The sequence below is a fragment of the Legionella longbeachae genome, assembly GCF_004283175.1.
Lineage (GTDB): Bacteria > Pseudomonadota > Gammaproteobacteria > Legionellales > Legionellaceae > Legionella > Legionella longbeachae.
Genome location: NZ_RXNW01000023.1, coordinates 1 through 25834, shown reverse-complemented (window position 1 = coordinate 25834; position 25834 = coordinate 1). Strand labels below are relative to the sequence as shown.

The following is a 25834-nucleotide window of genomic DNA, read 5'->3' as shown; positions in this document are numbered from 1 at the left end:
TATGTGATGCCTGTTATTAAGTAACTACAGAAACTTTTTTAACAATATTCTGGTGGAAAAATAGCTTCTTCATTTCAAGTAAATTCTGATTCTACATTATGCCTCATTAGGGATTAGGATGTTTTATATTTTTGAGTGATTTCTAATGGGGATGTAGAGTCCTACATCAAAAATCTTTCTATTTTTGGAGGTTCGATCTTATCTAAATGTAAAATCTGATTTAATTGAATGACATGATTCAAGTAGTTTTGCATCCAACCAGAGTATCTTTATTTTACTCAACATTTCTTCCACAATTTTGTAGAATTGATTAAAACCACTTTGCTAGTAATCAAGACGAATACACACCTATTGTCAAAATCCTTTCTAATACACAAATATGTGATTTTTGATTTGATGCTCTTGTCTAACTTGAATACATTCAATAGATTAATTGTTTGATGAACCCGTTCTATGGGCACGATGAGACTCTCAAAATCAACGAATAATATAACAAAAAGAGAATGATTTTGGATCTATGCCAAAATCTCTTCCTGAAAGTAAACCACATGGTAATGTTATAGAGTAATTTGAAAGCTTCATTCAAAAATTTTAAACAGAAGAAGATGTAAGTTGAAATAAAGTAAGAACCCAAAAAACCAGGATTGGCAAAAGGCCAACAGCGCCCCAAGGTTTCAGCTTTCTCTTTTAAAAAAATGATGATATTTTAAAAGGGGTTGTCTTAAATTTAATGGACTAATGATGAATAAGTTTAAATTGCTTGTTGCTATTTTATATATTTTTTTTGCTTTTATATTACAATTTGGACAAGTAAATAATGCTTTCGCAAAAACTTTTCCTAATGTAGAAATAAGTCAAACCCACTATAATAGCGTAGATCACGAATCACTTAGTCAGTTTGTAGAACAAACATTGGTAGCCCCAATAATAACCACTCAACCCGTTAGTCAAACAGTTACAGCGGGGCAATCCGTAACCTTCTCAGTAACAGCATCTGGTACCACTCCACTTTTTTATCAATGGTACTTCAATGGCCTGGCAATTTCCGGGGCCACTGCAACAAGCTATACTATTGCAAGTGTTGCTGCAGCAGATACTGGAAACTACACAGTTAGTGTCTCTAATGTAGATGGCAATGTAACAAGCAATGCCGCAACTTTGACGGTAAACCTACCTCCGGCTGCCACACCGACCTTTAGCCCCGCAGGTGGAACTTACAGCACCACTCAAAGCGTGAGTATTAGCACCATTACCCCAAGTGCAACGATCCACTACACCACCGATGGCAGTATACCAACCCCAATGTCTCCTGTTTATAGTGCGCCGATTACCGTATCCTCCACCCAAACCATTAAGGCTATTGCCACAGCATCAGGGTTTTCAACGAGTGCCGTTGGTACAGCAACGTATACTATTGCCACTTCGCCAGTAATAACCACTCAACCTGTTAGTCAAACAGTTACAGCGGGGCAATCCGTAACCTTCTCAGTAACAGCATCTGGTACCACTCCACTTTTTTATCAATGGTACTTCAATGGCCTGGCAATTTCCGGGGCCACTGCAGCAAGCTATACTATTGCAAGTGTTGCTGCAGCAGATGCTGGAAACTACACAGTTAGTGTCTCTAATGTGGCTGGCAATGTAACAAGCAATGCCGCAACTTTGACGGTAAACCTACCTCCGGCTGCCACACCGACCTTTAGCCCCGCAGGTGGAACTTACAGCAGCACTCAAAACGTGAGTATTAGCACCACTACCCCAAGTGCAACGATCCACTACACCACCGATAGCAGTACACCAACCCCAATGTCTCCTGTTTATAGTGCGCCGATTACCGTATCCTCCACCCAAACCATTAAGGCTATTGCTACAGCATCAGGGTTTTCAACGAGTGCCGTTGGTACAACAACGTATACCATTACCACAACAACACCTGGCTCCCCTGGGAATGTTATTGCAACAGCTGGTAATGAATCTGCACTTGTCGCTTGGACAGCTCCTAGTACTACAGGTGGTTCAGTTATTACACGATACACTGTGACTTCAATTCCGGGGTTAAAAACTTGTACGACAACTGGTGCTCTATCGTGCTCGATTATAGGTCTTAGGAACGGTACAACTTATACTTTTACCGTAACGGCTACAAATACCATAGGAACCAGCTCTCCATCTGCTCCTTCAAATGCAGTCATTCCAATTACAAGTGGTTTATTGTTTAATGTTGTAGGGACAGGATCTCCACTTGAAGTGATTATAAACTTGTGTCTTGATGGAAATGGGCCTGTGAGTTGCCAGATTTATAAAGCTCATGCATCCAACTTATTCATCAATACAAATATTCCCAATCACTTTTATCACGCTGCTGGAATTAAAATCAATAAGCCAGGATATTTCATAGCGGGTTGTACTCCAATAGGCAATGGATATTGCTTGTTTCCAGTAAGCAATACAGATGTCAAAGCTATTACTATTTCTAAAAATTTCAGTTCGGATCAAGGGGAAGGTACGACTACAAGAAATAACAATGAAGAGAGGAATCCGATCCCAGAATTATCCCTTGATGAGATATCAGCTATTCAGGATGTATCGAAAGACAAAAAAATATCATTATCTTTTAGCGGATTAACTTGTATTTCATCCGAAACTACTTCGTGCACGATTACAGGGCTTATTCACGATGTTCCTTACTTATTAACAGTAATGAACATGAATAATGTTGAAAATAAGCCGGTTATTGCATCGAGTTCCGTCTTAACTGGTGAAACCGTTTTGGACGTCCCTAGTGTCATTACGGAGCCAAACATATTTCCTGCTTTTGCATCAAATGGTGTCTTACAAGCGGTTGATTGTAAACAAAACCACTGTATTGCAACGGGTTATTATACTGATACAGCAAACGTGCAGCATCCCTTATTAGTACATAGCAAGGATAGTGGTTTAACCTGGGGCTTTCCAAGTAACCCTATTCAGCCAAAGATTAGCCCTTCTTTTGTATCAAATAGTGTCTTGCAGGCAGTGCATTGCAATACTATCCATTGTATTGCAACGGGTTATTATACTGATGCAGCAAACATGAAACATCCTTTATTAGCACATAGCGATGATCGTGGTTTAACTTGGGATTTCCCAAACAGCATTACTCAGCCAAACATTAGCCCTGCTTTTGCATCAAATGGTGTCTTACAAGCGGTTCATTGCAATGCAATTCGCTGTATTGCAACAGGTTATTATACTGATGCGGCAAATGTACAGCGCCCTTTATTAGCACATAGTACAGATGGCGTTACCTGGGGCTTCCCAAGTAACATTACTCAGCCAAACTTAACCCCTGCGTTTGTATCAAACGGCGTCTTTCAGGCGATTCATTGCAATGCAAGGCGTTGTATTGCAACAGGTTATTATACTGATGCAACAAACGTACAGCATCCTTTATTAGCACATAGTGATGATCGTGGTTTAACTTGGGATTTTTCAAACAGCATTACGCAGCAAAATATTCGCCCTGCTTTTGCATCAAATGGTGTCTTACAAGCGGTTCATTGCAATGCAATTCGCTGTATTGCAACAGGTCATTATACTGATGCGGCAAATGTACAACGCCCTTTATTGGCACATAGTACAGATGGTGTTACCTGGGATTTCCCAAGTAACATTACTCAGCCAAACTTAACCCCTGCGTTTGTATCAAACGGAAGCTTACAAACAGCTCATTGCTATGAAAGCCACTGTATCGCAACAGGTTATTATACTGATGAAGCAAACGCACAGCATCCTTTATTAGTACATAGTAAGGATTATGGTTTAACTTGGGTCTTCACGAGTAACACGACGCAGCTAAATCTAAGTCCTGCTTCTGTAACGAAAGATATCTTGCAAATGGTTTTCTCTAATAGCGACATTTGTATTGCTCCAGATTATGAAAGTCTAATAAATAGAGTAATTTTCAAAGATTGGTAAGCAAAAATAAACTAGCTCGGAGTTAGTGCTAAATCAAATCAGCGACATGAGATTAAGCGATTGTGTCGGTATATTGCAAAACACTGTATCTAATGAGCGGTTAGAGTGTTTGTCGTATGGAAAGATTTGCTATAAGTTCGAGTCATCTTATAAAAATGAAACCACTAATATGGTAATTGATGCCATTGTTATATTGCCCAACCTTCACCCAGCCTGAAAGTGATGGGAACTTTTCGTTGCGTTGGAATCTAATAGAAGGCCTCTTCTCAAGACAGGTACCAATCAAGGAAATCATTTCTCCAATACCAATAAATAGGCGAGAACAAGGCGGTTGGCAAACACGGTTTTGAAAGCATCTCATTCGTGATGATCTAGACTTTGAGCATCATGTCAATTACATTTATTATAAGCCTGTCAAACATAGTCATGATGTTCATCCAATAGATTGGCTTTATTCAAGCATTGACCAATTTATTCAGAATCGCATTCTTTTTCCTCAATGGATTGGTGTAGTACAAGCTCATTTGTTTGAATTTGTGAAAAATGAAATGTAGGCCGAAGAGCCCGACCTACGCTTGCTGTATATATCCTCATCACCTGTCTCAGGCTCATATGGGTGAAATAACCACATTCTTTCACTGTAGAAGATTTGTAATAAATCTGTAGTATAACCATAGAAGTTTCAAACTGTTTTAAGCAGTTATTCCTAAATTTTTTACATCTCAACCTAATGATTTTATAAAATAATTTTCTTGATCAATATGGCTTAGAACCAGGGGGCGAATCCTTTCGTGTTCACCATTTTTTTATGATCTATTCCGGAAACATTGGTTACAATTTATCTTCAGATTTTTCATAAGAAATGCATAAACATCAGCGACTTCCTGAATTTGCTTGTCAGTTGGTTTTCCGGTCCCGTGGCCAGCCTTGGTTTCGATACGGATCAGTATGGGAGCATCACCTGATTGGGCATCCTGCAAAGTTGCCGCATATTTAAAACTATGTGCTGGGAAGACACGATCATCATGATCCGCAGTCGTTATCAGAGTTGCTGGATATTTGGTATCCTGCTTTATATTGTGTAATGGTGAATAGCCATAGAGAACCCTAAATTCTTCAGGATTATCAGGAGAACCATATTCCACTTCCCAGGCTTTACCAATAGTGAACTTGCCAAATCTAAGCATATCCATTACCCCTACTGCCGGTACCGCCGCACCAAATAAATCGGGTCGCTGGTTCAAAACAGCCCCCACAAGTAAGCCCCCATTAGATGCACCAAATATCGCCAGTTTTTCATTTGAAGTATATTTATTGGCAATAAGCCATTCACCTGCTGAGATAAAATCATCAAAAACATTCTGCTTATTCAGTTTCATGCCAGCCTGATGCCAGGATTCACCATATTCACTTCCTCCACGTAAATTTGCCACTGCATAGACTCCCCCCATATCCATCCAGGTAATAAGCGATAAAGAAAACTGGGGAATCATCGGAATATTGAAGCCACCATATCCATAGAGAATGGTTGGATTATTCCCATCCAATTGGATGCTTGTCTTGTGCATAATGAACATTGGAATTCGAGTGCCATCCTTGCTTTTATAGAAAATCTGCTCGACCTTATAGGAATTAGGGTCTAAATCTACCTTTGCCCTGCAGAAAAGTTTGCTCTGACCAGTATTCATATTATAGAGATAGATTGTAGGTGGTGTATTGTAGCTGGAATAAGTATAAAATGTTTCTGTATCCTTGCGTTTTCCATTAAAACCAGCAACAGTACCAATACCAGGAAGTGCAATTTCTCGGATAAATTTTCCCTTAATATCGTGGATTTTAATCTGCGAATGAGCATCCTTCAGATATGACATTATGAATTGATTATTGATAAGGCTTACACCGAGAAGGGTTTCTCGGGATTCAGGGATGATATCTCTAAAAGTCGGATTGACTGCGAGAACATTAATCGCAGTAACTTTTCCTTTCGAAGCGTCTTTATCGGTTTGAAAATAAAAATTCGCTCCATCATTGCCGATAAAACCGTAACTGGCATCCAGGTTATTTACAAGAGGGATAATCGGCGTTTTTTCCTGATCAAGTCTTTTAAAATAGATCATATTGTGTGTAGAAGAACCTTTGCTCACTGCCAAAATTAACCAGTTTCCATCTTCGGAAACCTGTGCTTCTGTAAAATGGCCAGGGAAAGGTTGGTAAACGAGGTAATCTTCGGATTGAGAGGTACCTAGTTTATGAAAATAGAGATTTTCAAATACGCTATTTTCTTGGCCACTTTTTCCAGTTACTTCGACAAAGCGACTGTAATAGAAACCAGAATTATCTAAAAGCCATGAAACTCCCCCATGTCGATTTGGCTCCAAGGTATCCAGTAGATCCTTACCAGTTTCAACATTGCGGATGTGCCATTCTGTTCGATCAGATCCGGAAACAGCAATGCCATAAGCCCAAAATCTGCCATCATTGCTAAAAGATGATCCAACCAGTGCAGCAGTACCATCATTGCTCAGTTTGTTGGGATCAAAAAAAACACGGCCCGGATCATTTATAGAATCCGTAATATAGAGCACATTTTGATTCTGCAACCCATCGTTTTTTGAATAAAAATAATGATTTCCTGCTTTGAAAGGGTTAGAATACTTTTCATAGTTCCAAAGTTTGATTAGACGTTTTTTTATTGCATCACGCTGTGTGATTTTTGACAAATACTCATTTGTCAATTGATTTTGAGCATCAATCCAGGAACGTGCCTCATTGGAATCTATGTCTTCCAGCCATCGATAGGGATCCATTACTTTAACGCCGTGATAGCCGTCTACCTGGTCAATTTTTTTTGCTTCAGGATAATTAAATGATGATTGTGCAAAAACTGACAGACTTGTCGAGACAAGGATAGGCAGAGAAAACATTAACTTTTTTAACATACAACACGTTCCCACCAGTAATTTTTAAGAAGTATACATAATAGGCAAATTTTTTAAAGTACAGCCTATCGGCCCGTGTTATGCAAAGGGTTAAACTATGAAGATAATGATTGCACAGTGAGCAATAGCTTGGGCTATATGAGATTTACCTGTTCCACATGGCACCACGATAAGTACAGGATCAAAAGCCGTTACTGTAATTATGCAGCAACCTTTCGATAAATTTGGTGTCATCCCTTTTGACAACAAGTCGAATGTGTTAATAGTTTTATCAAGTTCAAAAAGATCGTAATAAAACCGAATTAACACCCCTCTTTAGTAATTTCTTCAAATAACTCTAAACGATAGTCCTTCCAGTTTTTTTCTTCCCTCATCGATTGCCCTACTCTTGTTAGAGTCTCAAAAACGGCATTAATTTAATGAACCATTTTTTCATCTAAACTACTATCATAGATTTTTAAGATATTAAATATTTTGATATAACATATTAAAACATTCAATTTGAATCAATATGAACCCTATTGTATAAATGTTGTCCTGCTTATTTTTAAGGTATCTATCAATGCCTTTTTTAGATCGTATCAAAAGAACACAACATCCAGAAGCTTGCTTGATTCCAGAACTTGTTTGGGACGAGTTTTTCCTGTTCGACGATTTTCCTGATGAACTCCATTCATGGATGGACTGTTCTGAAGAAGAGTTCCGAAAAAAATCATCCCGGGTATCCGATGATGAAAAACAAAGAGTTTGGATGGCGCTCGCATTCAGTCATCCATCTTTAAGCAACGAAGAGCTTATTAAGCTTGGTGGTAAGTTGGGGCTGGGAGTCACTGACCTCTTGGATGTAACCTGCATGTTAGGTAATAGTCCCAGATATTTGGCTTTATGGGATAGCCTTGCACAAAAAGAGCCCTATTCAGAGAGTTTAATAAATAATTATCAATTAAGAATAAAAAGAGCTGCAGCATGTGGTTTTCTTTATATCCTTAAGTCAGTCATAAGTGTTATAGATCCTGAAGAGCCATCTTCCCATCCCTGGTTAATAGAAGCAGATGATTTCGAAGCTTTTCAATGTGCGGCAGGATACGCCCATCTTGATATTTTTAACTATTTGGAAGAAAAATCGTGTTCAGAAATCCTGCAAGACATTATTGCTGTATATGATTTCATTGCCTTTAGAGTTTCAGCAGCAAAAGGCCATCTTGATATTATTCACTATTTGGAAGAAAAATTTCCCCCAGAAACCCTGCAGGAGATGATTGCTGTACGAAATTACGATGCTTTTATAGGTGCAGCAGCAAGTGGGCATCTTGATATTCTTCGCTATTTGGAAGAAAAAACTTCTCCAAAAACCTTGCAAGACATGATTGCCGCACAAAATTATGCTGCTTTTATAGGTGCAGCAAAAAGTGGGCATCTTGATATTCTTCGCTATTTGGAAGAAAAAACTTCTCCAAAAATCCTGCAAGACATGATTGCTGCAGACAATTACCAATCTTTTCTGAGTGCAGCAATAAACGGCCATCTTAATATTCTTCATTATCTGGAAGAAAAGTCGTCTTCAGAAACCCTGAAAAAAATGATTGCTGCACGAAATTACGATGCTTTTAGATATGCAGCAGCAAGAGGGCATCTTGAGATTCTTCGCTATTTGGAAAAAAAGTCGTCTTCAGAAACCCTGAAAAAAATGATTGCTGTAGATAATTTCATTGTTTTTATATCTGTAGTAATGGGTGGCCATCTTGATATTATTCACTATCTAGAAGAAAAAGTTTCTCCAGAAACCCTACAACAAATGATTGCTGCACAGAACTTCTATGCTTTTATGGCTGCAGCAGAATGGGGGCATCTTGATGTTCTTCTCTATTTGGAAAAAAAGTCGTCCTCAGAAACCCGGCAAGACGTGATTACGGCACTAAATTACGGTGTTTTTCGATATGCAGCAGCAAGTGGTCATCTTAATATTCTTCACTATCTGGAAAAAAAGTCGTCTCCAGAAACCCTACAACAAATGATTGCTGCACGGAACTTCTATGCTTTTATGGGTGCAGCAGAAAGGGGGCATCTTGATGTTCTTAACTATCTGGAAGAAAAGTCTTCTTCAGAAACCCTACAAAAAATGATTGCTGCACAAAACTTCTATGCTTTTCGATATGCAGCAAAAAACGGGCATCTTGATATTCTTCACTATTTAGAGGAGAAATCCTCTCCAGAAACCCTGCAACAAATGATTGTGGAAGAAGATTTCTATGCTTTTCGACATGCGGTACAAAATGGGCATTTTGATGTTACTAACCACTTATTGAACCATGCTGCGGTATTTTCCTATACAGAATCCCACCAATATGAATCTCAGCAATCTCATGTTACCCCTTTTATTGAAAATAAACTAACGGCGCTCCGTGCACGCCAACAACAAATGCAAACACATGACCAAGATGCAGTCTTTGATGTGACCTCGACTGAGGAGGCAAGGTTATTATTTTATGTTGCTCGCAACCTTATTCGCCGCAATGACGCAGGTTTAATAGAGGACTTGCGCTATTTATTGGAGATTCCTTCAATTAAAGCATTGGCACATACGGCCATTACCCTCAATCAACCCAATGAACTGTTACGGCTTGCTTTATCATTGGGTAACCGAGATGCCGCCACGCTTTTACTAAATATCCCTGCAGTACGAGAGTTAGCCCAGCAAAACAACTTTTATCAGGATGAGCAACAAGAAGGAGTCGATTTAAGGGAACTTGCCGCAGATACTGAATCATCGATGACCGCTTTAACTCAAGGAGAGCAAAAACGGCTTCATGCAGCAATCGAGCGTTATGAGCCTCTATTAAAGCAAGCTGGAGCCTCTGCTATACTTGGGGATTTGCGTTACACCCTGGAATCTCATTATAGAGCCAATCCCGCTGTCTTAGCGACCAAAAATGAGTCGATACATTTACCGCTATGCTGGCATGATTTTGCTGCACTCTCGTTAACGACCCAGCAAAGAGAAAACGCATTGAAAGCGTACTATCAAAACAAACCGCACACTGCATGGCGTTATATTTCCAAACCTAATCACTGGATGCATGAAGATGCCGGTTATGTTTACATCAATGAGGAACACACAGAACGCTGGTCTACCTTTGAAGAATATCAATCACTCATAGGCATTTTATATTTGGCAGCAATTGATGAGCTTGCTCCATGCATCGATGGATTTACCTTCGCGACACGATTGGCGCATTTTATCGATGAGTTGGCACATCTGGGCCGTGCGCACAATTGGGACAAAAGTAAACTGAAAAATGGCGTGCAAGAGCATTATGATGACCTTGAAGCAGATCGACCCAGTTGTTTTTCCGGGGTGAAACGTCGTTTATTTCAATCAGTCCTTGGCCATCCATTACTGAAAATCCTGACTGAAGACATCATCAAAACAGAAATCAATGAGTTTCTTAAAGCCCACTTTGAAAAAAATATTCATCCAGAAAATCGCTTGGCTCTTAAACAAGCCTGGGACAAAGGTATTGAGGGAGAAGAGCTAACACAAGAGGACATTAATCTCATTAAAACCCTAAATGTTAATGAGGAACAACAACTGCAATTTAAGCACTATTTATCGAACAAATACGGCTCGTCCTTCTCAGGAGATTTAAGACTTGTTTTTAAAGTCGATGAAGCTTTTCTAGCGACATCATCTGCCTCCTTGCATCTATTTAAACACGGCGGGCTGATGGTAGATTATTTTTCCAGGATAAATGAAGCAGAGAATACCTCTGAACCTACCGCACAAAATCCAAATCGATTCTTTGGGTCTCCTTGCCAACATCAAAATGATAGGCAACCGGAGTTTGGTTCTAATGTAATGAACCACCACACCCTCTGAGTTGGCAAAATGTGTTACCCCGGTTGGCCTAGAGCACTTACCACATTGAAACGAATTCTGGATTTAATTCGAGCCATTTTAAACCCCGCTCAAAAAGAGTGGGGTTGTCTTGAATCAATTGCTGCTATTCGAATGAGAAAAGTTGAAAATAAGTATATACGCTGGCTTACAAAACATGAGGCTAACTGCTTGCTAAAAGAGCTGTCAAAACATTTATAAGATATGTCAGCATTTACATTCGCGACAGATGTTTGTGAAGCCAATCTGACGCAGTTAAAATGGGACGAAATTAGGCTCCACACCAATTGAGTTGTCTCTTGCTCGCATCTCGATCAACTCGGTAGCTATCCTAAGCCCTTCAACTCGCTCTTGTAAACGGAATCATCCTTTCCAGATACTAGGCCACGCTGCTTTTCCAGTCCTTTCAGATGGTAAGAAAGTAACGGGTGCTGGTTTTAATTCAAGCATCACTTGGCGTTTCTTTCTATTTGCTTTTTGAACTATTTCAATTGCATAAGTAGCTAAGATTGTTGCAGAAGGTAACATTTGAAATAAATATCGGCGACTTCCTTCCAGTTTTCGATTATGGCTCGCTCTAACAAAAAACGAATTTTTGTCATTATTGGATGAAAGAGAAGCATTTATGCCTCGACCGTAAGATTGGATCATGAATTTTAAAAAGTTAACGACTTTATTTGCAAAATCACTTAAGGGAGCTATTCATTTATAGTGAAACAATAGAAGGATCCGAATACCTTGGTTGCAAATTATATTGAAGGCATAGGCAACACTTTAGCCCCAAAAGAGTTTGGTGTGAATTATTATAGGCATATGCTAGACCCCCCTGAAGCTACAGTCATTGTCAGCCTATGAATAAGAAAAATCCCAAGCCAATCATGATATGAAACAAGGAGACCCCAAAAATATTTTGTTGTTTGGAATACAACCACCCCATCAATAAACCAGGAACGAAAACAGCTCCAACTGCCCAGGTGCTATGATAAACGTGTGCTGCGGAAAAAATTAAACTGGCTAAAACAATAGAAGGAACTGTATTGTTTTTATAAGGTAGAAAACGGGTGAACATCCCTTGCAATGACCCTCTTGCCAATAATTCCTGGAAAAAGGCATGAATGGTATAGAGTACAGCAAAAAAAATTACATCAGCATTACTTAAAACCAATCCATATTTATCGAACATTCTCTCTGGATAAGTATAAAATAACTGATTTTTTTGCACACTTTTATAAAAGGATAATTTATCTCCAAATAAGTGGGCAATGTAAAGTAGGAACATTTTTAGAACGATTAAGAGGGCTATAATGGCTAAGGAAAGAAAAAAAGATTGCAATAGGCTCTTCTTTAAATTACTTCTTGTTATTCCAATATGAGATAAAGGCATCCCTACATAAGTCATTCGAGTAACTAAAAATAACATACCTACAATAATTAACCCTGTGGAAATATAAGTTGTAGGAATTTTTGTAGCTAGCTCTTGCAAAATAGGTGTGGCAACAGAATAAATACTTAAAAAGGATACCAAGCTAACAATAAAATATCCTGCTTCTCTTTGATCTTCTAACGATTTTTCATATGATTGATTCATATCCACTAAATGTTTCAGTGTCTGAGCATGTAATTTGCGAATGAAGGAGGTTACACTTGAATAATTTTTTTCAAGCAAATGCTGCACCACATGACATAGCAAAACTAAATACTCGGATTTAGTCTTAGCGCGAATTGAGGCAAGGCGCTCCCTTTCTCCCCAAAAAGCATTTTCTCCTAATACAACTCCAGGTTTAAGGACATTTAATACTACCGAAGTAGTTTTTTCCTGTAAAACTTCAGTTTCACCTGAAAGAATTAAATAAAATGCATCCTCGTCTAGCGCGCCTTGTTTAAAGAGAAATTGGCTTGGCTCGAGGGTGCGAATTTGAGCTTGTTCAGCAAGTTGTTCAATGATGTCTAATTGTAGCTCTGAGAAAAGAGGATGCTGTTGAAGTAGGATTTGGATTTTTTCTTTATTCCATTCCATTGAATTTTATCCTATTTTCAGTGAAGATGTACAAGAAAGTATATAATCAATAGATTCAGTTGCGCAAACGATTTGCTCGTCTCCGGCTTTAAAATAGAAATATCTAACAGCTAAAGTCCCTCTATCACAAACACAAAACGTTGAGTGATATCATTTACAACTTAAGTATTTATCTTTGCCACTCTACTGAAATTTAATTTTCAGCGAGAGGAAACTAAAAAGAGGAATTTTTCTTTCAATAGAGCAAAGACTGATTTAATTTTAATTTTATTGTTTGAATTATGAACCATAATGCATTAATATTTAACTATATTGACTAACATATAATCAGTAATGGGCAAGATAAAACCAATGTGGCGAGTATTGTCTGATATGGGATTCGAAAGGGTTTCTGTTCCTATATTTAGGGTAGCACAGCAACTTGAAGAATTAAGTAAAACAAACCCTAAACAGGCAATTATATCTGGAGAAGAATACTTAGCACATAAAACACATAAACAAGATACAGAATATGTCAGAAAAATACAGAGCTTCGTTGATCACTTAAAAATGGAACATGGTAAACAGATGAAAGGTGATTTACAGAAATTTAAAGAGGAACAACCTCCGCAACCTGACAATGATAGCCAATTTAAAATTTATCAAGAATCTTATAGGCCGGGTTTATTTGTTCCAAAGATTGATCTTAAGGAAAGGATTAATTCAAAAAAGCAAGTTAAATCAGATGACTTTTCAATCTTGACTCATTCTTTCCAAAGAGAGTCTCTTGATTTATTAGATCAAACCATTATTGCTTTTCCCAAAGAATTTGTTAGCAATTTAGTCTGCTTACTTCCAGAAAACTTTATTGATCATGAGATCCTCGCTCAATTACAGGCAAAGATAAAATTAGATAAAAACGTTGACGATGATCAAGAAACCTTTTGGAATGCTTTTACACTGGTAAAAGGAAAACTTAAAAAAAATGGAACAGACATTGCTGTAGAGGAAAAATGTCAGGAACTCTATAAAAATACATTATCGGGAGTTACCCAATTATTTAATGATTTAGCGCATGACATATTGCAACAAGAATATCCTTTTATTTCTTCTTATGAGTTAAATGCGCTGCAAAAATATTATACAGACCTTTCAAAAATGGAACCCTGGAAGTCAAATAATGAGTTACTCATATCAGTATGCATTCAGCGAGGGATAGCATTGATTTATAATAATAAAGCACGAGAAATAATTGAACCGGAGGTGGAAAAATCAATTGACGCTCTTTGTGCTAAAAACAAATTAGATAAACTAGAGTATGTTGCAAGAGAGGAAGCTATAGCAATATTCTCTACGGGTGGAATAGCTTCTGGAAAAAGCACCTCGCTTAAACTCGTGGCACAGGGTCTTGAAAATGGTCCATCTGTCCCTGTTTTATGGAATCAATTAGTGCATCAAAATACTGATAGACTTAGATCTTTTCTGCTCACGCCCAAAGATCCGAAGAGATATTCTCAATATACTTACGATGAAGCTAAGATGATTACAGAACGGACAATGAAACTTATTGCAAAAAAAGGCCTTCAATCGGGTGGATATCCCCATTTTCTTCTTGATCAAACCCAACTAAAGCCTGCTGAGCTTAAAGAAGCAAATGAACGTTATGGAAAAATAATTGTTGTTGCTGTTTCTACAGATGTCACTGTTTCCCTTGAGCGAGCAGCACAACGAGGCGAGAAAACTGGTCGATTTGAACATACAGAGGCACTGCTGCATTCTCACCAGGCAGTACCTGGAGCCTTGATAAGATCGTTGAGTCAACCGGAATTGATAGGGTCAGATATAGAAGTGACCATGTTTGATCAAACCAAAGATAAGGCTCATACTCTGTTTGCTACAATCAACATGCAAAGCAAAGAAATTAAAATTTATGATGAACAAATGATGCAAGATTGGATTAAAAAGGAAACGATTAATTCTAAAGCAAAACCACATGAAGCTCTGTATACCAATGACGAGATTCGTTCAATTGAAGATTATTTTAGTCCATTGATTGAGCAAAATTTTAGTCTTGTAGTGAGTGAACCAAACGAAAATGTAGCATTACAAATTAAATCTTATTAAAATATTTAATAATGCCTTTTATGGAGTAACATAATGTCAAAAGAAAAATTTAACGATCCAAAAAGCAAGATTAACCGGACACAATGGTCTTTTATTGAAACGTCTCAAAAGATATTAAAATCCACCGAAGAAAAGAAAATTACCCACGAGGAAAAAAATATAAATAGTTACGATAATATGATTGAAGCAGAGAAGAGTGTAAATGTGTCACACCCGTCATTACCTAAGCCCTAAATTTAATCGATTATCAAAATAAAACTGAAGCTAAGGGATTTTTATATTAAATGAGCCTCTATCCCTTCCTTTAAAGCAGCCCCAAAGTCACGAGGGGTTAACATTCGAATACAAAATGGTCAATCTAAAAATAAGTGATATGGTTCTGGTGATAAAATCGGAACCATAATCCGAATGAGCTCTAAAATATTTCTTAGATCAAAGAACAGCAGGAATTAAACATTATTCCACTTGATTCTTGGATGGTTCTATATTTTGATTGCAGATGAACGTCCATAGCACTGAAATAATAGATTGATGGAGTATTTGCCAGAGTGTAAGCTGGTTTACGCCCCTGCTGATTCAGTAACTGGTTTTCATACTCAAATAAGTTAAGCTTATCCTTCATATTCTTATCGATTATATTGTTGATGGTGAATACAATTCTTAATCATAATCGATTATAATCGCGTAATTATTTTAAAATAAAGGACAATTTATACTTCTTAATCCAAAGCCATTAATGGATTTAGAACGAATCTTATTGATTCCATTATGGATAAAAATTGATGTTTTACTTCAATACTAAATTGTGCCGCAGAATACCTGAAAATCTACATGGAGTTATGGAGTATTATCCTGATGTTGAGCTGTTTGAACTTGATCAAACTGAATATACTCAATTATGGCAAAAAGTGTCCTCTGCAAAATATCTCTATACGAATGGTTATGAAATAAGACCGACAAACTGGTTTATGTACGCTTTTCAATCACTTAAAGGATGGTTAGGTTTTAGTAACAATTGTCATCCACAAAAAGTCTTATTCATTTTAAATAAACTCGCTTATTATGGGTATGTAAAACAACTTAATCAACCTGATTTTTCGTCAATAAAATACGGTTCTTTGCCATCTGAAATTTGTACCCTGGTCCTTCAGAAACGCAATGATGAAACTACAGCCCGGTTACAAAAAAAGTTAATCACTGAATATTTTAATATTGAACCGTATCTTAGCTTTAATGACTCATTTCAAAGACTGTATTCCAATCATCGTTATGGCGATAGCTGGATAAAATTGAACTTATGGGAGCTTATACCTCAATTCGATCCTCAAGAAGACAGTATAATCGCAGATACTTTAAATGCTTTAGATAAGAATCAAGCATTAATGGAGAGCTTTTTACCAAAGAGTAAATATGCTCGTGCGGCAGCTCAATACTATTTGGGTAAGGCTAAAAATATTGAAGAACCTTCATTTCTTTTACGATTATTTTGGAGAGATCCTCGTCCTGAATATCTTGCACGGGCACTTGTTTATGACCCTGAAATTGTCAGACAAGATGTTGAGAATTATGTTAAGCATCATTTAAAACAAAAAGAATATAAGGAAGCATTTAACCTATTGGGAATTTTAATACCAAACAATCCTAAATTAGTTCTAAAATATTTATTAGAGATTCCAGAAATAGAACGAAATGAACTCATTCAAAAAGACTCCCCAATATCAGCGATTATGGCTCAATTTCATATTGATAATATGCGCTATAAGAATGCACAACAATTTTGTACCAATATTGAAGTGCTAAGTCCTGTTGCCGCATTTCATCTCGAAATTGAAGAACATAATTACATGCAAGCCTATGATATTTTCAAAAGACATGCTTGTTTACAACGTTTTTCATCTCCTAAACGAAAAGAGCTTGCTGATCAATTTTTCCTGAATGCTGAAACAGCCTATGAAAAAGGCAAACCTCTTAGAAATGCTAAAAAATGGCATGAGGCAGAACAGCACTATCTTCAAAGTTTAGAGCTAAAAAAAGCTGCTTATCATCTCGATCCATCTGAGGAAAACCTTGAAAATGTATACACTCATAAACGATTATATGCTTTATTATTAATTGATGCAGATACAGATCTACATAAGCCAGAAGAAAGCGATATTAAAACAATTCACAAAGCGCTCTTGCTACTTAGAGAATGTAATTCGAATATAAAAGAAGAGCAAACTTATCACAAACATGCTCTTATCACTGGTTTGATGCGGCAAGTGGATATGCTAAGAGAGAAAATTGCAATGCAGTATTCAGAGCACTCTTTCATCCAGGATCATAAGCTCACACACCAACAAGAAATCTCTATTTTTATCAGGATATTGAAAGAGATAATTAGTTTATTGGAAGGATCTGCAGATAAACATCTGCGCATTAAACTAGGTAAAGCGCATTATTTACTTGCCGATGTACAAGATTTTTTTAATATTAATAGTCCTGATATTAATCAGCATTATAAAATGGCTATGGAAACTGTTCCTGATAACCCATTTTATTTACTGCGTGTCTCAGAAGTATTTCAAGAAGAAAAAGGGAAATATCAACAACGTGGTATTTTCAAATTAAAACAAATGGGATACCAAGTAATGGATTATGTACACTGGTTTGACGAGCGCTGGGTTAAACAAGATAGGATAATTTATGATATTAAAGATATTCATGAACCTCCTCTAAAAGTAAAGCAAAGTTCTGAACTTACCTTTTCTTTTTTTTAACATCGTTCTAAATGATTAAATTTATTTTCCAGTTCTAAATACTAATTTGAATTAGTTTTGCAAAAACATTTTATTGTATTTTCATCATCTCTAAATTTTCTTCAAGATCAATTTGATTGACATCTTGTTGAGAGGTCCTTTTACGGCTAAAAAAGAAATTTTTACTCCAATCTCTCAGGATTGCAAATCGGTTTTTACTTTCAGGAGTTGATATCTTTTCCTGTTGGCAATTAATCGGTTGATCTTCATAAAAGGTTTGAATCTCTTTGTGCGTTACTTTATAAGTTTGCTCCAAAGCACCAGAAGAAGATAACTCCTGAATCTCAAGCGTCTCGTCCAATGAAACTGCCTTGATCAACTCAGGGAAAACAAATTGCAAAGAGTCAAATGCGGGCCTGAAATCACCACTTTTATGATTAATAATTTGCAAGGTATTGTTTTCATCAAAAAAAACATTACCGGCTGTGATACAAGTTGCATTGAACACTCTGGTGGCACCGGTCATGTGCCAATGTGCTGGAATAACACCATTAGGGCACCCTTCGTGAGCAAATACTAGTTCACCATCTGTTCTTAACAAAAAGCGAAGAACTTTATAAACCTTATTACCACGAATTTCCTTGTGACAAATTTTATCTTTAAGTAATTGATTGAGCTTATTAGGTTTTACAATACGTGGTGAGCTATTGTCATAATGTCTGATTGTACCAGTCATTAAAATAGGCTGTTTAATATATTCTGGGTTGAATAGCTCAGAAAACATGTAAAATCCCTAAAAGAACAAAATTTGGACTATTCTACAGTTAAAATATTAAATAAATATTAAAAATACGACTATATGAATAATTAAGGGATTTAAGTATATATATCATGCATCTTTTGGACTGTCAGCAATACAAGCCGCTAACCAGAGGATTAAATAACAGTATCTGTAAACCTCCTCCGAGGTTATAATCTATGTATTGTAACTAGTCGCTCTTAACTGATAAAACGAAAAATGAATAAATTATTAGGTTTAATTTCATTAGCGCTAATTAACTCCTCTGTGCTCTATCTCATCTATTGGTACGTTTACATAGCAAGTTTTGTTAAACTCGATAACATTTTCAATGTCCCTTACGAACCCTCGGGAATGCAACTATTCTTTTATTTTATATCCCTTCCATTTTTTATTGTTACAGCATTGTTGAGCCTGTTTCATAGTTATTACTTTGAATTAAGAAAATCGTTATGTACTGGCATCTTCATAATATGGCTTGCGTATTTTATTTTAATTCTTTGTATTGATTTTATAGTTCATTTTTCCGCAGGGAATAATTTTTTATATTATGGAACGCTGAGCATTTCATGTGTTGCAGTTGCCTACTTAATTTATTCAACCTATTGCCAATTTCACCAAATCAGAAAATCTACCCGCAAAAAATAAAATAGAAATCATTAACATTCATAGCCATAAGTCCTTGTTCAAGAACGGTATTTATCTATCTAGATGCACCAAAATACTGGATGATCACTTAAAATAACAGGTGCTGAATCTCCTATACCAGAGCCCTGATGATATTAGCCCTTATCTCCTTATCACTACTGGATCGAGCTCAGGCGATTCAGCTTCATTTTTTAAACTACTCACCTTGTTTCTAAATTCTGCAGTCTTTTCAGCATTCGATAATACTGATTCAGGTCCAGCTGTAGATGGTATTTTAGTATTTTCTGCGTGAACTTTAGACATTGATACATCTTGAGAATCCAGTTCTGAAGCGCGAAAGTGTTTGGTTAATCGGGTAAGTTGGCTTTTGCTGTGATATCTTCGTTCCATTGCAGCAGCAGTCACAATCTCCATTCGTTTATTATTAAATAGGTTGTCTAAATGCTTTTGTTGTGCTGAACCAAGCCTCAATAGCGCTGTTTGCAATTCTGGATTTTCATATATATTGTGCAACTGCTGATTCAATAATTCCCTGTGTTTCAGAACTGCCTGGAGATCCATGTTATCAAAAGAAACATTAAAGTAGGTTATCGCCTCAATTGTATCTTTAAATATACGTTCAGCTTCTTTAATATTTTCTTGGACGTTTTGTATAGCACTTTTAAAAAGGGGAAATGCCTTTTCTTCCCACTTACGTAAACGTGCTTCCTTATGAGCAGATATCTTGTTAGCCCCAACCCCAGTGACTTTCATATCGCCTACTTGAGCTTGCGTCAAGTGTCCATTATTATTCATTAGGCCTGCTTCCATACTTTTTATGACATTACTCCAGCCTTGATGAAGCGCATGATTAATGATGATGTCACGTATTTTTTGATCTTGAATGCCATCTGGGATTAGTTGCTCTTTCTCCAGCAGGCTTTTTATCGCGATTTTACATGAAGTTCTGAACTTCCTGATTTGATTATATAATGCCTCGTAGTCCCCTGATCTTACCCTCTCTTTATTTAATGCATTTATTTCATTCAGATCCATCGTATCTGGTGCGCGTTTAATCAAATCGGATATGATTTTTTTGAGATCAGGATGACCGTTGATTAATTCTTTATATTTTTCTTCACAGAAATTGGTAACGTGTTGTGTACATTTATTATAAATTTTTTGATCTAAACATTCAAAAGCGGATGATGTAGCGGTAACATTTTCATCGAGCAGTTGGGTTTTAATGTAGTCTCTTTTTCGATGTGCATCTATAATGATTTTTACTTGATCTTGCCATTTTAATCTTAATGCCGCCAACTTCTGCCACTCGTCTTGTTTTGCTGCATAATTTTCATCTTTTTCTTGAATGAAAGAAGGTGAAGTTAAGACTTGAAGTACTTGCTTCCAGTCTTTACCTTCTACTGCTGGTTCTATTGAACATAAACCGGCTTTCCTCGCTTCTTCAAATTGGGCATACGATTTATTAAGAATATCTTTAGTTATGGTGATGCTTTCATTTTCATTTTCTTCCACTGTATCCATATCAAAATTATGGCCATGATTATTACAAATTAATAAGTACAAATTAGATTCCGGTGAGTCATCTAATTCTCTTCTTATGGGGCGGTGTGCATCAGGATGCCCTATCGCACGGTGTCTTGTAATACCTGATATTGTTCTTAAATCTTTATCATTTAATGTAGCGGGAATATCTTGAACCTGATTTTTAAAATGTTGATTTAAAGCAACAAAATTTTGGTTGTTTGTCTCTGGTTCATTTATGGTTTTGGGGCCATATATTGTATTGTACGTCCCCGATTTAGAAACATAGATGAACTGGCTAGGGGTAAGGATATAACCAGCTGTTGATTCAGCAGGAAGCAACTTTTTTGCTTCCTCTGAGTTAAAATAATTCTTTGTACTTTTGATTAAAATGCACGATTCATTATTTTCTTTAATTTTAGGTAACTGGATCTCTTTAATTTCACCTTCCACAACTGTGAAATGATTTAATTTATCTTGACAATATTGATTAGCAGCAGTTAATTGTTGTTCTGAAGCCGTGTTTATCGACTGTGGTGTTGTGATTTTGAGAGAGGTAAGCTCACCTGATGAGTCTTTATAGAATAAACCGGGTGTTGGGCTTTTTTGATTGGCTGTTTTTATATCTTTAACAAAAATATAACCGTCCTTTACTGTCGCTTTTTCAGCCGTTGTCAGGTCATTTACTACATAAACTTTTCTATCACTATGATTTACCTTGTCGTAATAATGCAGAGTAACTGACTGTAATTCCCCATTATCTACTTTTGTTAAAAGATTGTTCAATTCTGTTGTCCATATAACTGCTCCAGCTTGCATATTCCGAAATAAGAAAGCATGCACGTTATCCTGACCTTTTATTCGCCTACCACCTTGTTCTTCCAGCTTTTCTACACTAATTGCCAAGTCTTCAGAAAATGCTTGCCACATATAAACATAAGGATTTGGTTTGTGGGGTGCCTGTCCTTTTGGGGGGGCTGGTATCCATGGGTACCCAAAATTTAAACCATCAAACAATCCAACAATGGTGCCCTCTAATACAGTTAGTCCTTGTTTTTCTGCCAACTTGATAGCTACTCTTTGGTGAATTTTAGACCAAAATGCGACCCCATCCACTTCGTCTAACTGGTACGTTTTTGAAAAGGCTTTTATCTCTTTAAGAAAATTTCTTAATTGATCGGTTGCGTGTAAAAAATTCTTTAATGCTTTATCGCTATCAGGTAATTCTTCATCTGTTTTACCCTCAACTTTCTTGTTAAACTCTTCTCGTTCCTTCTCCGTCTCAGGTATATTCACACCGCCTACATTCTTTAATGTAACAAATCCATCTAAAAACTCATTTCCATATTTCCTCATCACTTCCAATGACTCAATATCTTCAGTGATTTTTCCTATTTTTATATTTAATTCTTCTTCATTTTTGTTCTTTTTTTCTAAGAATTCTTCCCATTTTTTTTTCTCATTCTCAGTTTGCTCTATACCCTTTTCAAGGTATTTTCGCACATCAGCACGTATACTATTATTACTATTTAAATCATCCTTTGAGCTTTGTATCTCCTGATTTTTTTTCTCTATTATTGTTTCTACCAAGGTTTTTATGTTGGACTCTTGAGTTAAATTTTTTAAATACTCCTCTTTTCTTTCCTTGAGCGTTTCTTTGAGTGCATCTATTCTTTGTTTAACTACGTCTTTATCTTTTTTAAATTTTTCTATATCAAACTTCCAATCATCAGTATTTACTTTGCTTTGCATAATGTGTACCTACAACATCTACCTTTTAAGAATACATTATGTCCACATATGCAATTATTTATCCAATTAGTTTTTTTTATAAATCACATGAATCAATTGAATACATCAAGCTCGGCGTGCGATTCGATTAGATTTTCAATCTTAAAAAATGCAGTTGAATCATAGCTAAAGACGGTTATTTGATGAATTATCGAGATACGTAGATGATCGTCTCATCTAGATAGAATTTCAGTTAGATTGGGATATGATCAGTCATTTTTGTACCATTTTAGCTCAAAGAAACATGTATACCGGAGAGCAGTTTTTTCCATTTATCAAAAACAAACTCTGAACCATTCATAGTTCATTTTACACATTCATGCTCTATGTATGAGATTAGAAAAAGGGTTTTCCTATTCACAATAAGTTAAAAAACGTGAGGAAGCTTGTCAATGAGCACTAAATTTAAAATGGGTAATAAAATAAGAGTAATCGATTTACCCTCCCTATTTCACACACTAATGCAGGGATATACACGCGGAAAAATAGGGGAAGTCGTCATGATAAGGTCTTCTTGGGTAATCACTGAAGATGAAGCGTGGGGCAGATACGAGGGACGTAGAGAGCCATTTTATATGGTTCGTTTTAAAATGACTGATTTATGGGCTGGCTACGGAGGGCCCGCGATTAATTCGCTGGATACTGAGTTATCTGAACGATGGATAGAGCATATATAGATTTTATTTATTGGGAGAGCTCCATAACATAGAGATCTAAAAGCTCAACTTGTTGTGAAGAACATGATCATCTTCATGAGCATAGTCATGGCGATGAATATGTAAATTTGCACCCTATTAAGGAGCGTCATGAGGCTGTTGAGTTTACTATTTTAGAGGCCGCTATTCGCGAACTTTATATTGAGAAAGGTGTATTTACAGCCGATGATCATCGACGTTTAGTGGGGTGATATGAAAGCATTGGCCCTATGGGAGGTGTTCGCGTCGTGACCCGCACCTGGGTTGATCCTGAGTTCAAAAAAAGACTACTTAAGGATGGTGTAGCAGCGTGTCTTGATTCTCCTCTACTTCCATACCGTCACATAAATCATTTTGAAATCCTGCTTCTAAATATTTCTGTGATGAACAGCTTTTACAAGAATCTTGATGCAGAAGAAAAACAACGATATAAGAAAAGAAGTTTATCATTAAAATCATTTTTGTAATGCTGTCAAACTTAAAAGATCTAATTTAACCCAACTAGACATATATCAAATCAGATACTATACCTACCGATAACGCTATAAATCAAGGAAGATCATGAGCTGCATTACTCGACGGGCTTTATTTCATCTCTTTGCAAGTACTGCATTATTACTAAGTTGTTCCACCTCAGCTTTTACTCAATGCACAGGCAATACCCAACCCGTTGAGTCCGGAACAGCTAAACATGAAAAATGGAAATTAATAGGTAATAGTTACAGTAAATCAACCAGGCAAGCTGTCATATTTAATGAATTTACAGGGGGTATTGTCAAACTTCCTAAAGGCCACAATCACCCACCACATTTTTATAAACATAAACTGCTCGTTGTCATAATGGAGGGAAAACTTCACCTTCATCTTAATAGTAAAACAACAACCTATAGCAAAGGAGAATATTTTATCCTACCTGCTTATACTTGCTTCAGCAGTCATTCCAAACATGGCGCGACAATAGTTATGATTGGTGTAAAACCCGGGGATAGTTATCCAGCCAAGCTAAAATAATCAGGATGGTGACTTTGTCGAAAAAATGGTTTGAATCCGAAAATGAAAAAGCTCTGGCGATCTCATAGAACTCCAGATCATAAAAACTGTTCAAAGATGAAAATGAAAACTTATCAATTTAAGCGCACTTAATTTTTAATTATCATTAAAAGAGTTGAGCATTTACCCGGAGCAGAAAATAAAATAGACATTATGTTGATTGCTCACAAGCAACCTTAAATAGATGAAAAACATGACCCTACATTTCCTCCGAATAGTCCGTTATCCAACAAAATTATCTTTTACACTAAGACGTGTTGACCACATCCCCACCGCCTACGCAACTCGCCTTACTACTTTTATCTTTTATTCTCTATATCTGTACTTTTACATTTTATATGACAGTTAAAGTTATATACTGAACTATCTAAAATAGTAAAATTAATTATAATTTTAATATACTATCGATTTCTGCTTAACTAAATGGATAAATTATGCGCAAATTACTCGTTCGATTAACATTACTTATTTCACTTCCTGCATCGCCATTAGTATATGCTGTTACTAATAACGAAGTCACAGATTGGGTTCAGAAAGTATTAATGCAGACCATGTCAATTAGTTATCAGACTACGCCCAATGAAGAAAAACAGGCTGCAAAAAATTTCTCTCATTCTGCATGGGAGCCCATGAATGATTTTTATTTTAATGAATCCCAAATAATTAAGCAGTACAAACTTACACTTCATCCTAAGCCATTGAATTCCCCTAGTTTAATTAAAGAAGATCTTTGCTTTGGAGCACGATGCTGGAGAGTCAATCAAAATTACAATGTTCCTGAATTGCATCTTAATGTTTCCTTTTCATTACTTATTACGAGTCAAAAAACAACTAATAAGCCCCCTTTTATAGTTAAAAGTCTTGATATGAAAATCGAACATTATTAAATAAAGACATAGATAAGATTGTATGTTTTGATTCGAGGCGGTTAACAATTCGATTGAGCCTAATTGCTGCGTCAAAATATTTCTCAAATTTGCATTCTTAAACATCAATATAGGATACAAAAAAAAGATATGCTCCCTCATCCAGACTTTAGCTTAGCAACGCAAATCGCATATATACCTAGTGGCCTTTACCCTTCATTGATTAAAATTGAAGAAGAGAGTGTTGAATATGGGGCTTTAACATTTACACTAGATGGCAAACTGATAACATTTAGAACAGGAAAAATAACACCTACTAAACCAGGATTTTTTGTGACATTATGGCAAAGAGTAAATGGCTTAACAAAACCACACCATATCACAGATTCGTCAGAATTTTTTGTTATTAGTGTTCATGACAATATTGGCTTTGGACAATTCATTTTTCATAAATCAGTTTTGCTTCAACAAAGCGTTATTTCTTCGGACTCCAAAGAAGGAAAAAGAGGGATCCGGCTTTATCCACCTTGGATACAAAATTTAAATAAACAAGCTAAACGATCGCAAGATTGGCAATGCAAACACTTTATTAAATTTGATAGTAGTAGTAATGTTAAATATCTGGATTTAATTAATGCATTTAATAATCACTAATTATGTTTTAGGATTCGATAAAAAAATCTCAGTATAGCCAACGTATAATAAATTGATTATAATCAATTATTTATGACCTACTCATTAGATTTTCGGCAAAAAGTATTAAAAATAAGATCCGAAGAAGGGCTAAGTATAGAACAAGTTGCACTACGATT

14 protein-coding genes and 2 pseudogenes are annotated in these 25834 nt (G+C 36.4%); 11 read left to right on the top strand and 5 right to left on the bottom strand.

Annotated elements, in window-relative coordinates:
• The first annotated feature begins 741 nt into the window (after positions 1 to 741).
• Complete coding sequence (locus EKG34_RS17410) at positions 742 to 3957, top strand: chitobiase/beta-hexosaminidase C-terminal domain-containing protein (RefSeq protein WP_223800028.1); 3216 nt, start codon at positions 742 to 744, stop codon at positions 3955 to 3957.
• 806 nt (positions 3958 to 4763) lie between these two features.
• Here the strand turns inward: EKG34_RS17410 and EKG34_RS17400 are convergent.
• Positions 4764 to 6896 carry a prolyl oligopeptidase family serine peptidase gene (locus EKG34_RS17400; RefSeq protein ID WP_172622908.1) on the bottom strand — a complete coding sequence of 711 codons (2133 nt, stop codon included), beginning with the start codon at positions 6894 to 6896 and terminating at the stop codon, positions 4764 to 4766.
• 562 nt (positions 6897 to 7458) lie between these two features.
• Here EKG34_RS17400 and EKG34_RS17395 point away from each other — a divergent pair.
• Positions 7459 to 10773 (top strand): ankyrin repeat domain-containing protein, encoded by a 3315-nt coding sequence (locus tag EKG34_RS17395; protein ID WP_003636907.1) that lies wholly within the window; start codon positions 7459 to 7461, stop codon positions 10771 to 10773.
• Positions 10774 to 11181: 408 nt separating this feature from the next.
• Here the strand turns inward: EKG34_RS17395 and EKG34_RS17390 are convergent.
• Positions 11182 to 11379 (bottom strand): annotated as a pseudogene (locus tag EKG34_RS17390) (IS4 family transposase); the annotation flags it as partial.
• A 256-nt stretch (positions 11380 to 11635) separates the two neighbouring features.
• Positions 11636 to 12808, bottom strand: a complete 1173-nt coding sequence (locus EKG34_RS17385; RefSeq protein ID WP_003636903.1) for a CPBP family glutamic-type intramembrane protease — start codon at positions 12806 to 12808, stop codon at positions 11636 to 11638.
• Between the two features lie 333 nt (positions 12809 to 13141).
• Between EKG34_RS17385 and EKG34_RS17380 the strand changes: the two are divergent.
• From EKG34_RS17380 to EKG34_RS17365, 3 genes and pseudogenes are all read left to right on the top strand, one after another.
• Positions 13142 to 14911: pseudogene (locus EKG34_RS17380) on the top strand (zeta toxin family protein); the annotation flags it as partial.
• A gap of 33 nt (positions 14912 to 14944) precedes the next feature.
• Entirely contained in the window at positions 14945 to 15145 is a 201-nt protein-coding gene (locus EKG34_RS17375; protein WP_003636900.1) for a hypothetical protein, read from the top strand.
• 548 nt (positions 15146 to 15693) lie between these two features.
• Positions 15694 to 17670 (top strand): hypothetical protein, encoded by a 1977-nt coding sequence (locus EKG34_RS17365; RefSeq protein WP_012979200.1) that lies wholly within the window; start codon positions 15694 to 15696, stop codon positions 17668 to 17670.
• 70 nt (positions 17671 to 17740) lie between these two features.
• Here EKG34_RS17365 and EKG34_RS17360 read toward each other — a convergent pair whose 3' ends face one another.
• Positions 17741 to 18433: a hypothetical protein gene (locus tag EKG34_RS17360; RefSeq protein ID WP_003636897.1), complete on the bottom strand. Its 693-nt coding sequence runs from the start codon at positions 18431 to 18433 to the stop codon at positions 17741 to 17743.
• A gap of 804 nt (positions 18434 to 19237) precedes the next feature.
• Complete coding sequence (locus EKG34_RS17350; RefSeq protein ID WP_003636895.1) at positions 19238 to 22372, bottom strand: hypothetical protein; 3135 nt, start codon at positions 22370 to 22372, stop codon at positions 19238 to 19240.
• A gap of 431 nt (positions 22373 to 22803) precedes the next feature.
• Here EKG34_RS17350 and EKG34_RS17345 point away from each other — a divergent pair, with 431 nt between their 5' ends.
• The 6 genes from EKG34_RS17345 (at position 22804) to EKG34_RS17325 (ending at position 25676) form a co-directional block, all read left to right on the top strand.
• Entirely contained in the window at positions 22804 to 23088 is a 285-nt protein-coding gene (locus EKG34_RS17345; RefSeq protein ID WP_012979201.1) for an SH3-like domain-containing protein, read from the top strand.
• Positions 23089 to 23195: 107 nt separating this feature from the next.
• Positions 23196 to 23318: a hypothetical protein gene (locus EKG34_RS18750; RefSeq protein ID WP_003636893.1), complete on the top strand. Its 123-nt coding sequence runs from the start codon at positions 23196 to 23198 to the stop codon at positions 23316 to 23318.
• A gap of 18 nt (positions 23319 to 23336) precedes the next feature.
• Positions 23337 to 23573 carry a nitrile hydratase subunit alpha gene (locus EKG34_RS18745; RefSeq protein WP_223800030.1) on the top strand — a complete coding sequence of 79 codons (237 nt, stop codon included), beginning with the start codon at positions 23337 to 23339 and terminating at the stop codon, positions 23571 to 23573.
• Positions 23574 to 23667: 94 nt separating this feature from the next.
• Positions 23668 to 24117, top strand: coding sequence for a cupin domain-containing protein (locus EKG34_RS17335; RefSeq protein WP_003636891.1), 450 nt, complete (start codon positions 23668 to 23670; stop codon positions 24115 to 24117).
• A gap of 473 nt (positions 24118 to 24590) precedes the next feature.
• Positions 24591 to 25043, top strand: coding sequence for a hypothetical protein (locus tag EKG34_RS17330; protein ID WP_012979202.1), 453 nt, complete (start codon positions 24591 to 24593; stop codon positions 25041 to 25043).
• 63 nt (positions 25044 to 25106) lie between these two features.
• Positions 25107 to 25676, top strand: coding sequence for a MepB family protein (locus EKG34_RS17325; protein ID WP_003636888.1), 570 nt, complete (start codon positions 25107 to 25109; stop codon positions 25674 to 25676).
• The last annotated feature ends 158 nt before the right edge of the window (positions 25677 to 25834 follow it).

Bases quoted from the DNA above. Each gene is read 5' to 3' on its own strand.
- EKG34_RS17410 (WP_223800028.1), top strand. From the start codon at position 742: ATGAATAAGTTTAAATTGCTTGTTGCTATTTTATATATTTTTTTTGCT.
- EKG34_RS17400 (WP_172622908.1), bottom strand. From the start codon at position 6,896: ATGTTAAAAAAGTTAATGTTTTCTCTGCCTATCCTTGTCTCGACAAGT.
- EKG34_RS17395 (WP_003636907.1), top strand. From the start codon at position 7,459: ATGCCTTTTTTAGATCGTATCAAAAGAACACAACATCCAGAAGCTTGC.
- EKG34_RS17385 (WP_003636903.1), bottom strand. From the start codon at position 12,808: ATGGAATGGAATAAAGAAAAAATCCAAATCCTACTTCAACAGCATCCT.
- EKG34_RS17375 (WP_003636900.1), top strand. From the start codon at position 14,945: ATGTCAAAAGAAAAATTTAACGATCCAAAAAGCAAGATTAACCGGACA.
- EKG34_RS17365 (WP_012979200.1), top strand. From the start codon at position 15,694: ATGTTTTACTTCAATACTAAATTGTGCCGCAGAATACCTGAAAATCTA.
- EKG34_RS17360 (WP_003636897.1), bottom strand. From the start codon at position 18,433: ATGTTTTCTGAGCTATTCAACCCAGAATATATTAAACAGCCTATTTTA.
- EKG34_RS17350 (WP_003636895.1), bottom strand. From the start codon at position 22,372: ATGCAAAGCAAAGTAAATACTGATGATTGGAAGTTTGATATAGAAAAA.
- EKG34_RS17345 (WP_012979201.1), top strand. From the start codon at position 22,804: ATGAGCACTAAATTTAAAATGGGTAATAAAATAAGAGTAATCGATTTA.
- EKG34_RS18745 (WP_223800030.1), top strand. From the start codon at position 23,337: ATGGGAGGTGTTCGCGTCGTGACCCGCACCTGGGTTGATCCTGAGTTC.
- EKG34_RS17335 (WP_003636891.1), top strand. From the start codon at position 23,668: ATGAGCTGCATTACTCGACGGGCTTTATTTCATCTCTTTGCAAGTACT.
- EKG34_RS17330 (WP_012979202.1), top strand. From the start codon at position 24,591: ATGCGCAAATTACTCGTTCGATTAACATTACTTATTTCACTTCCTGCA.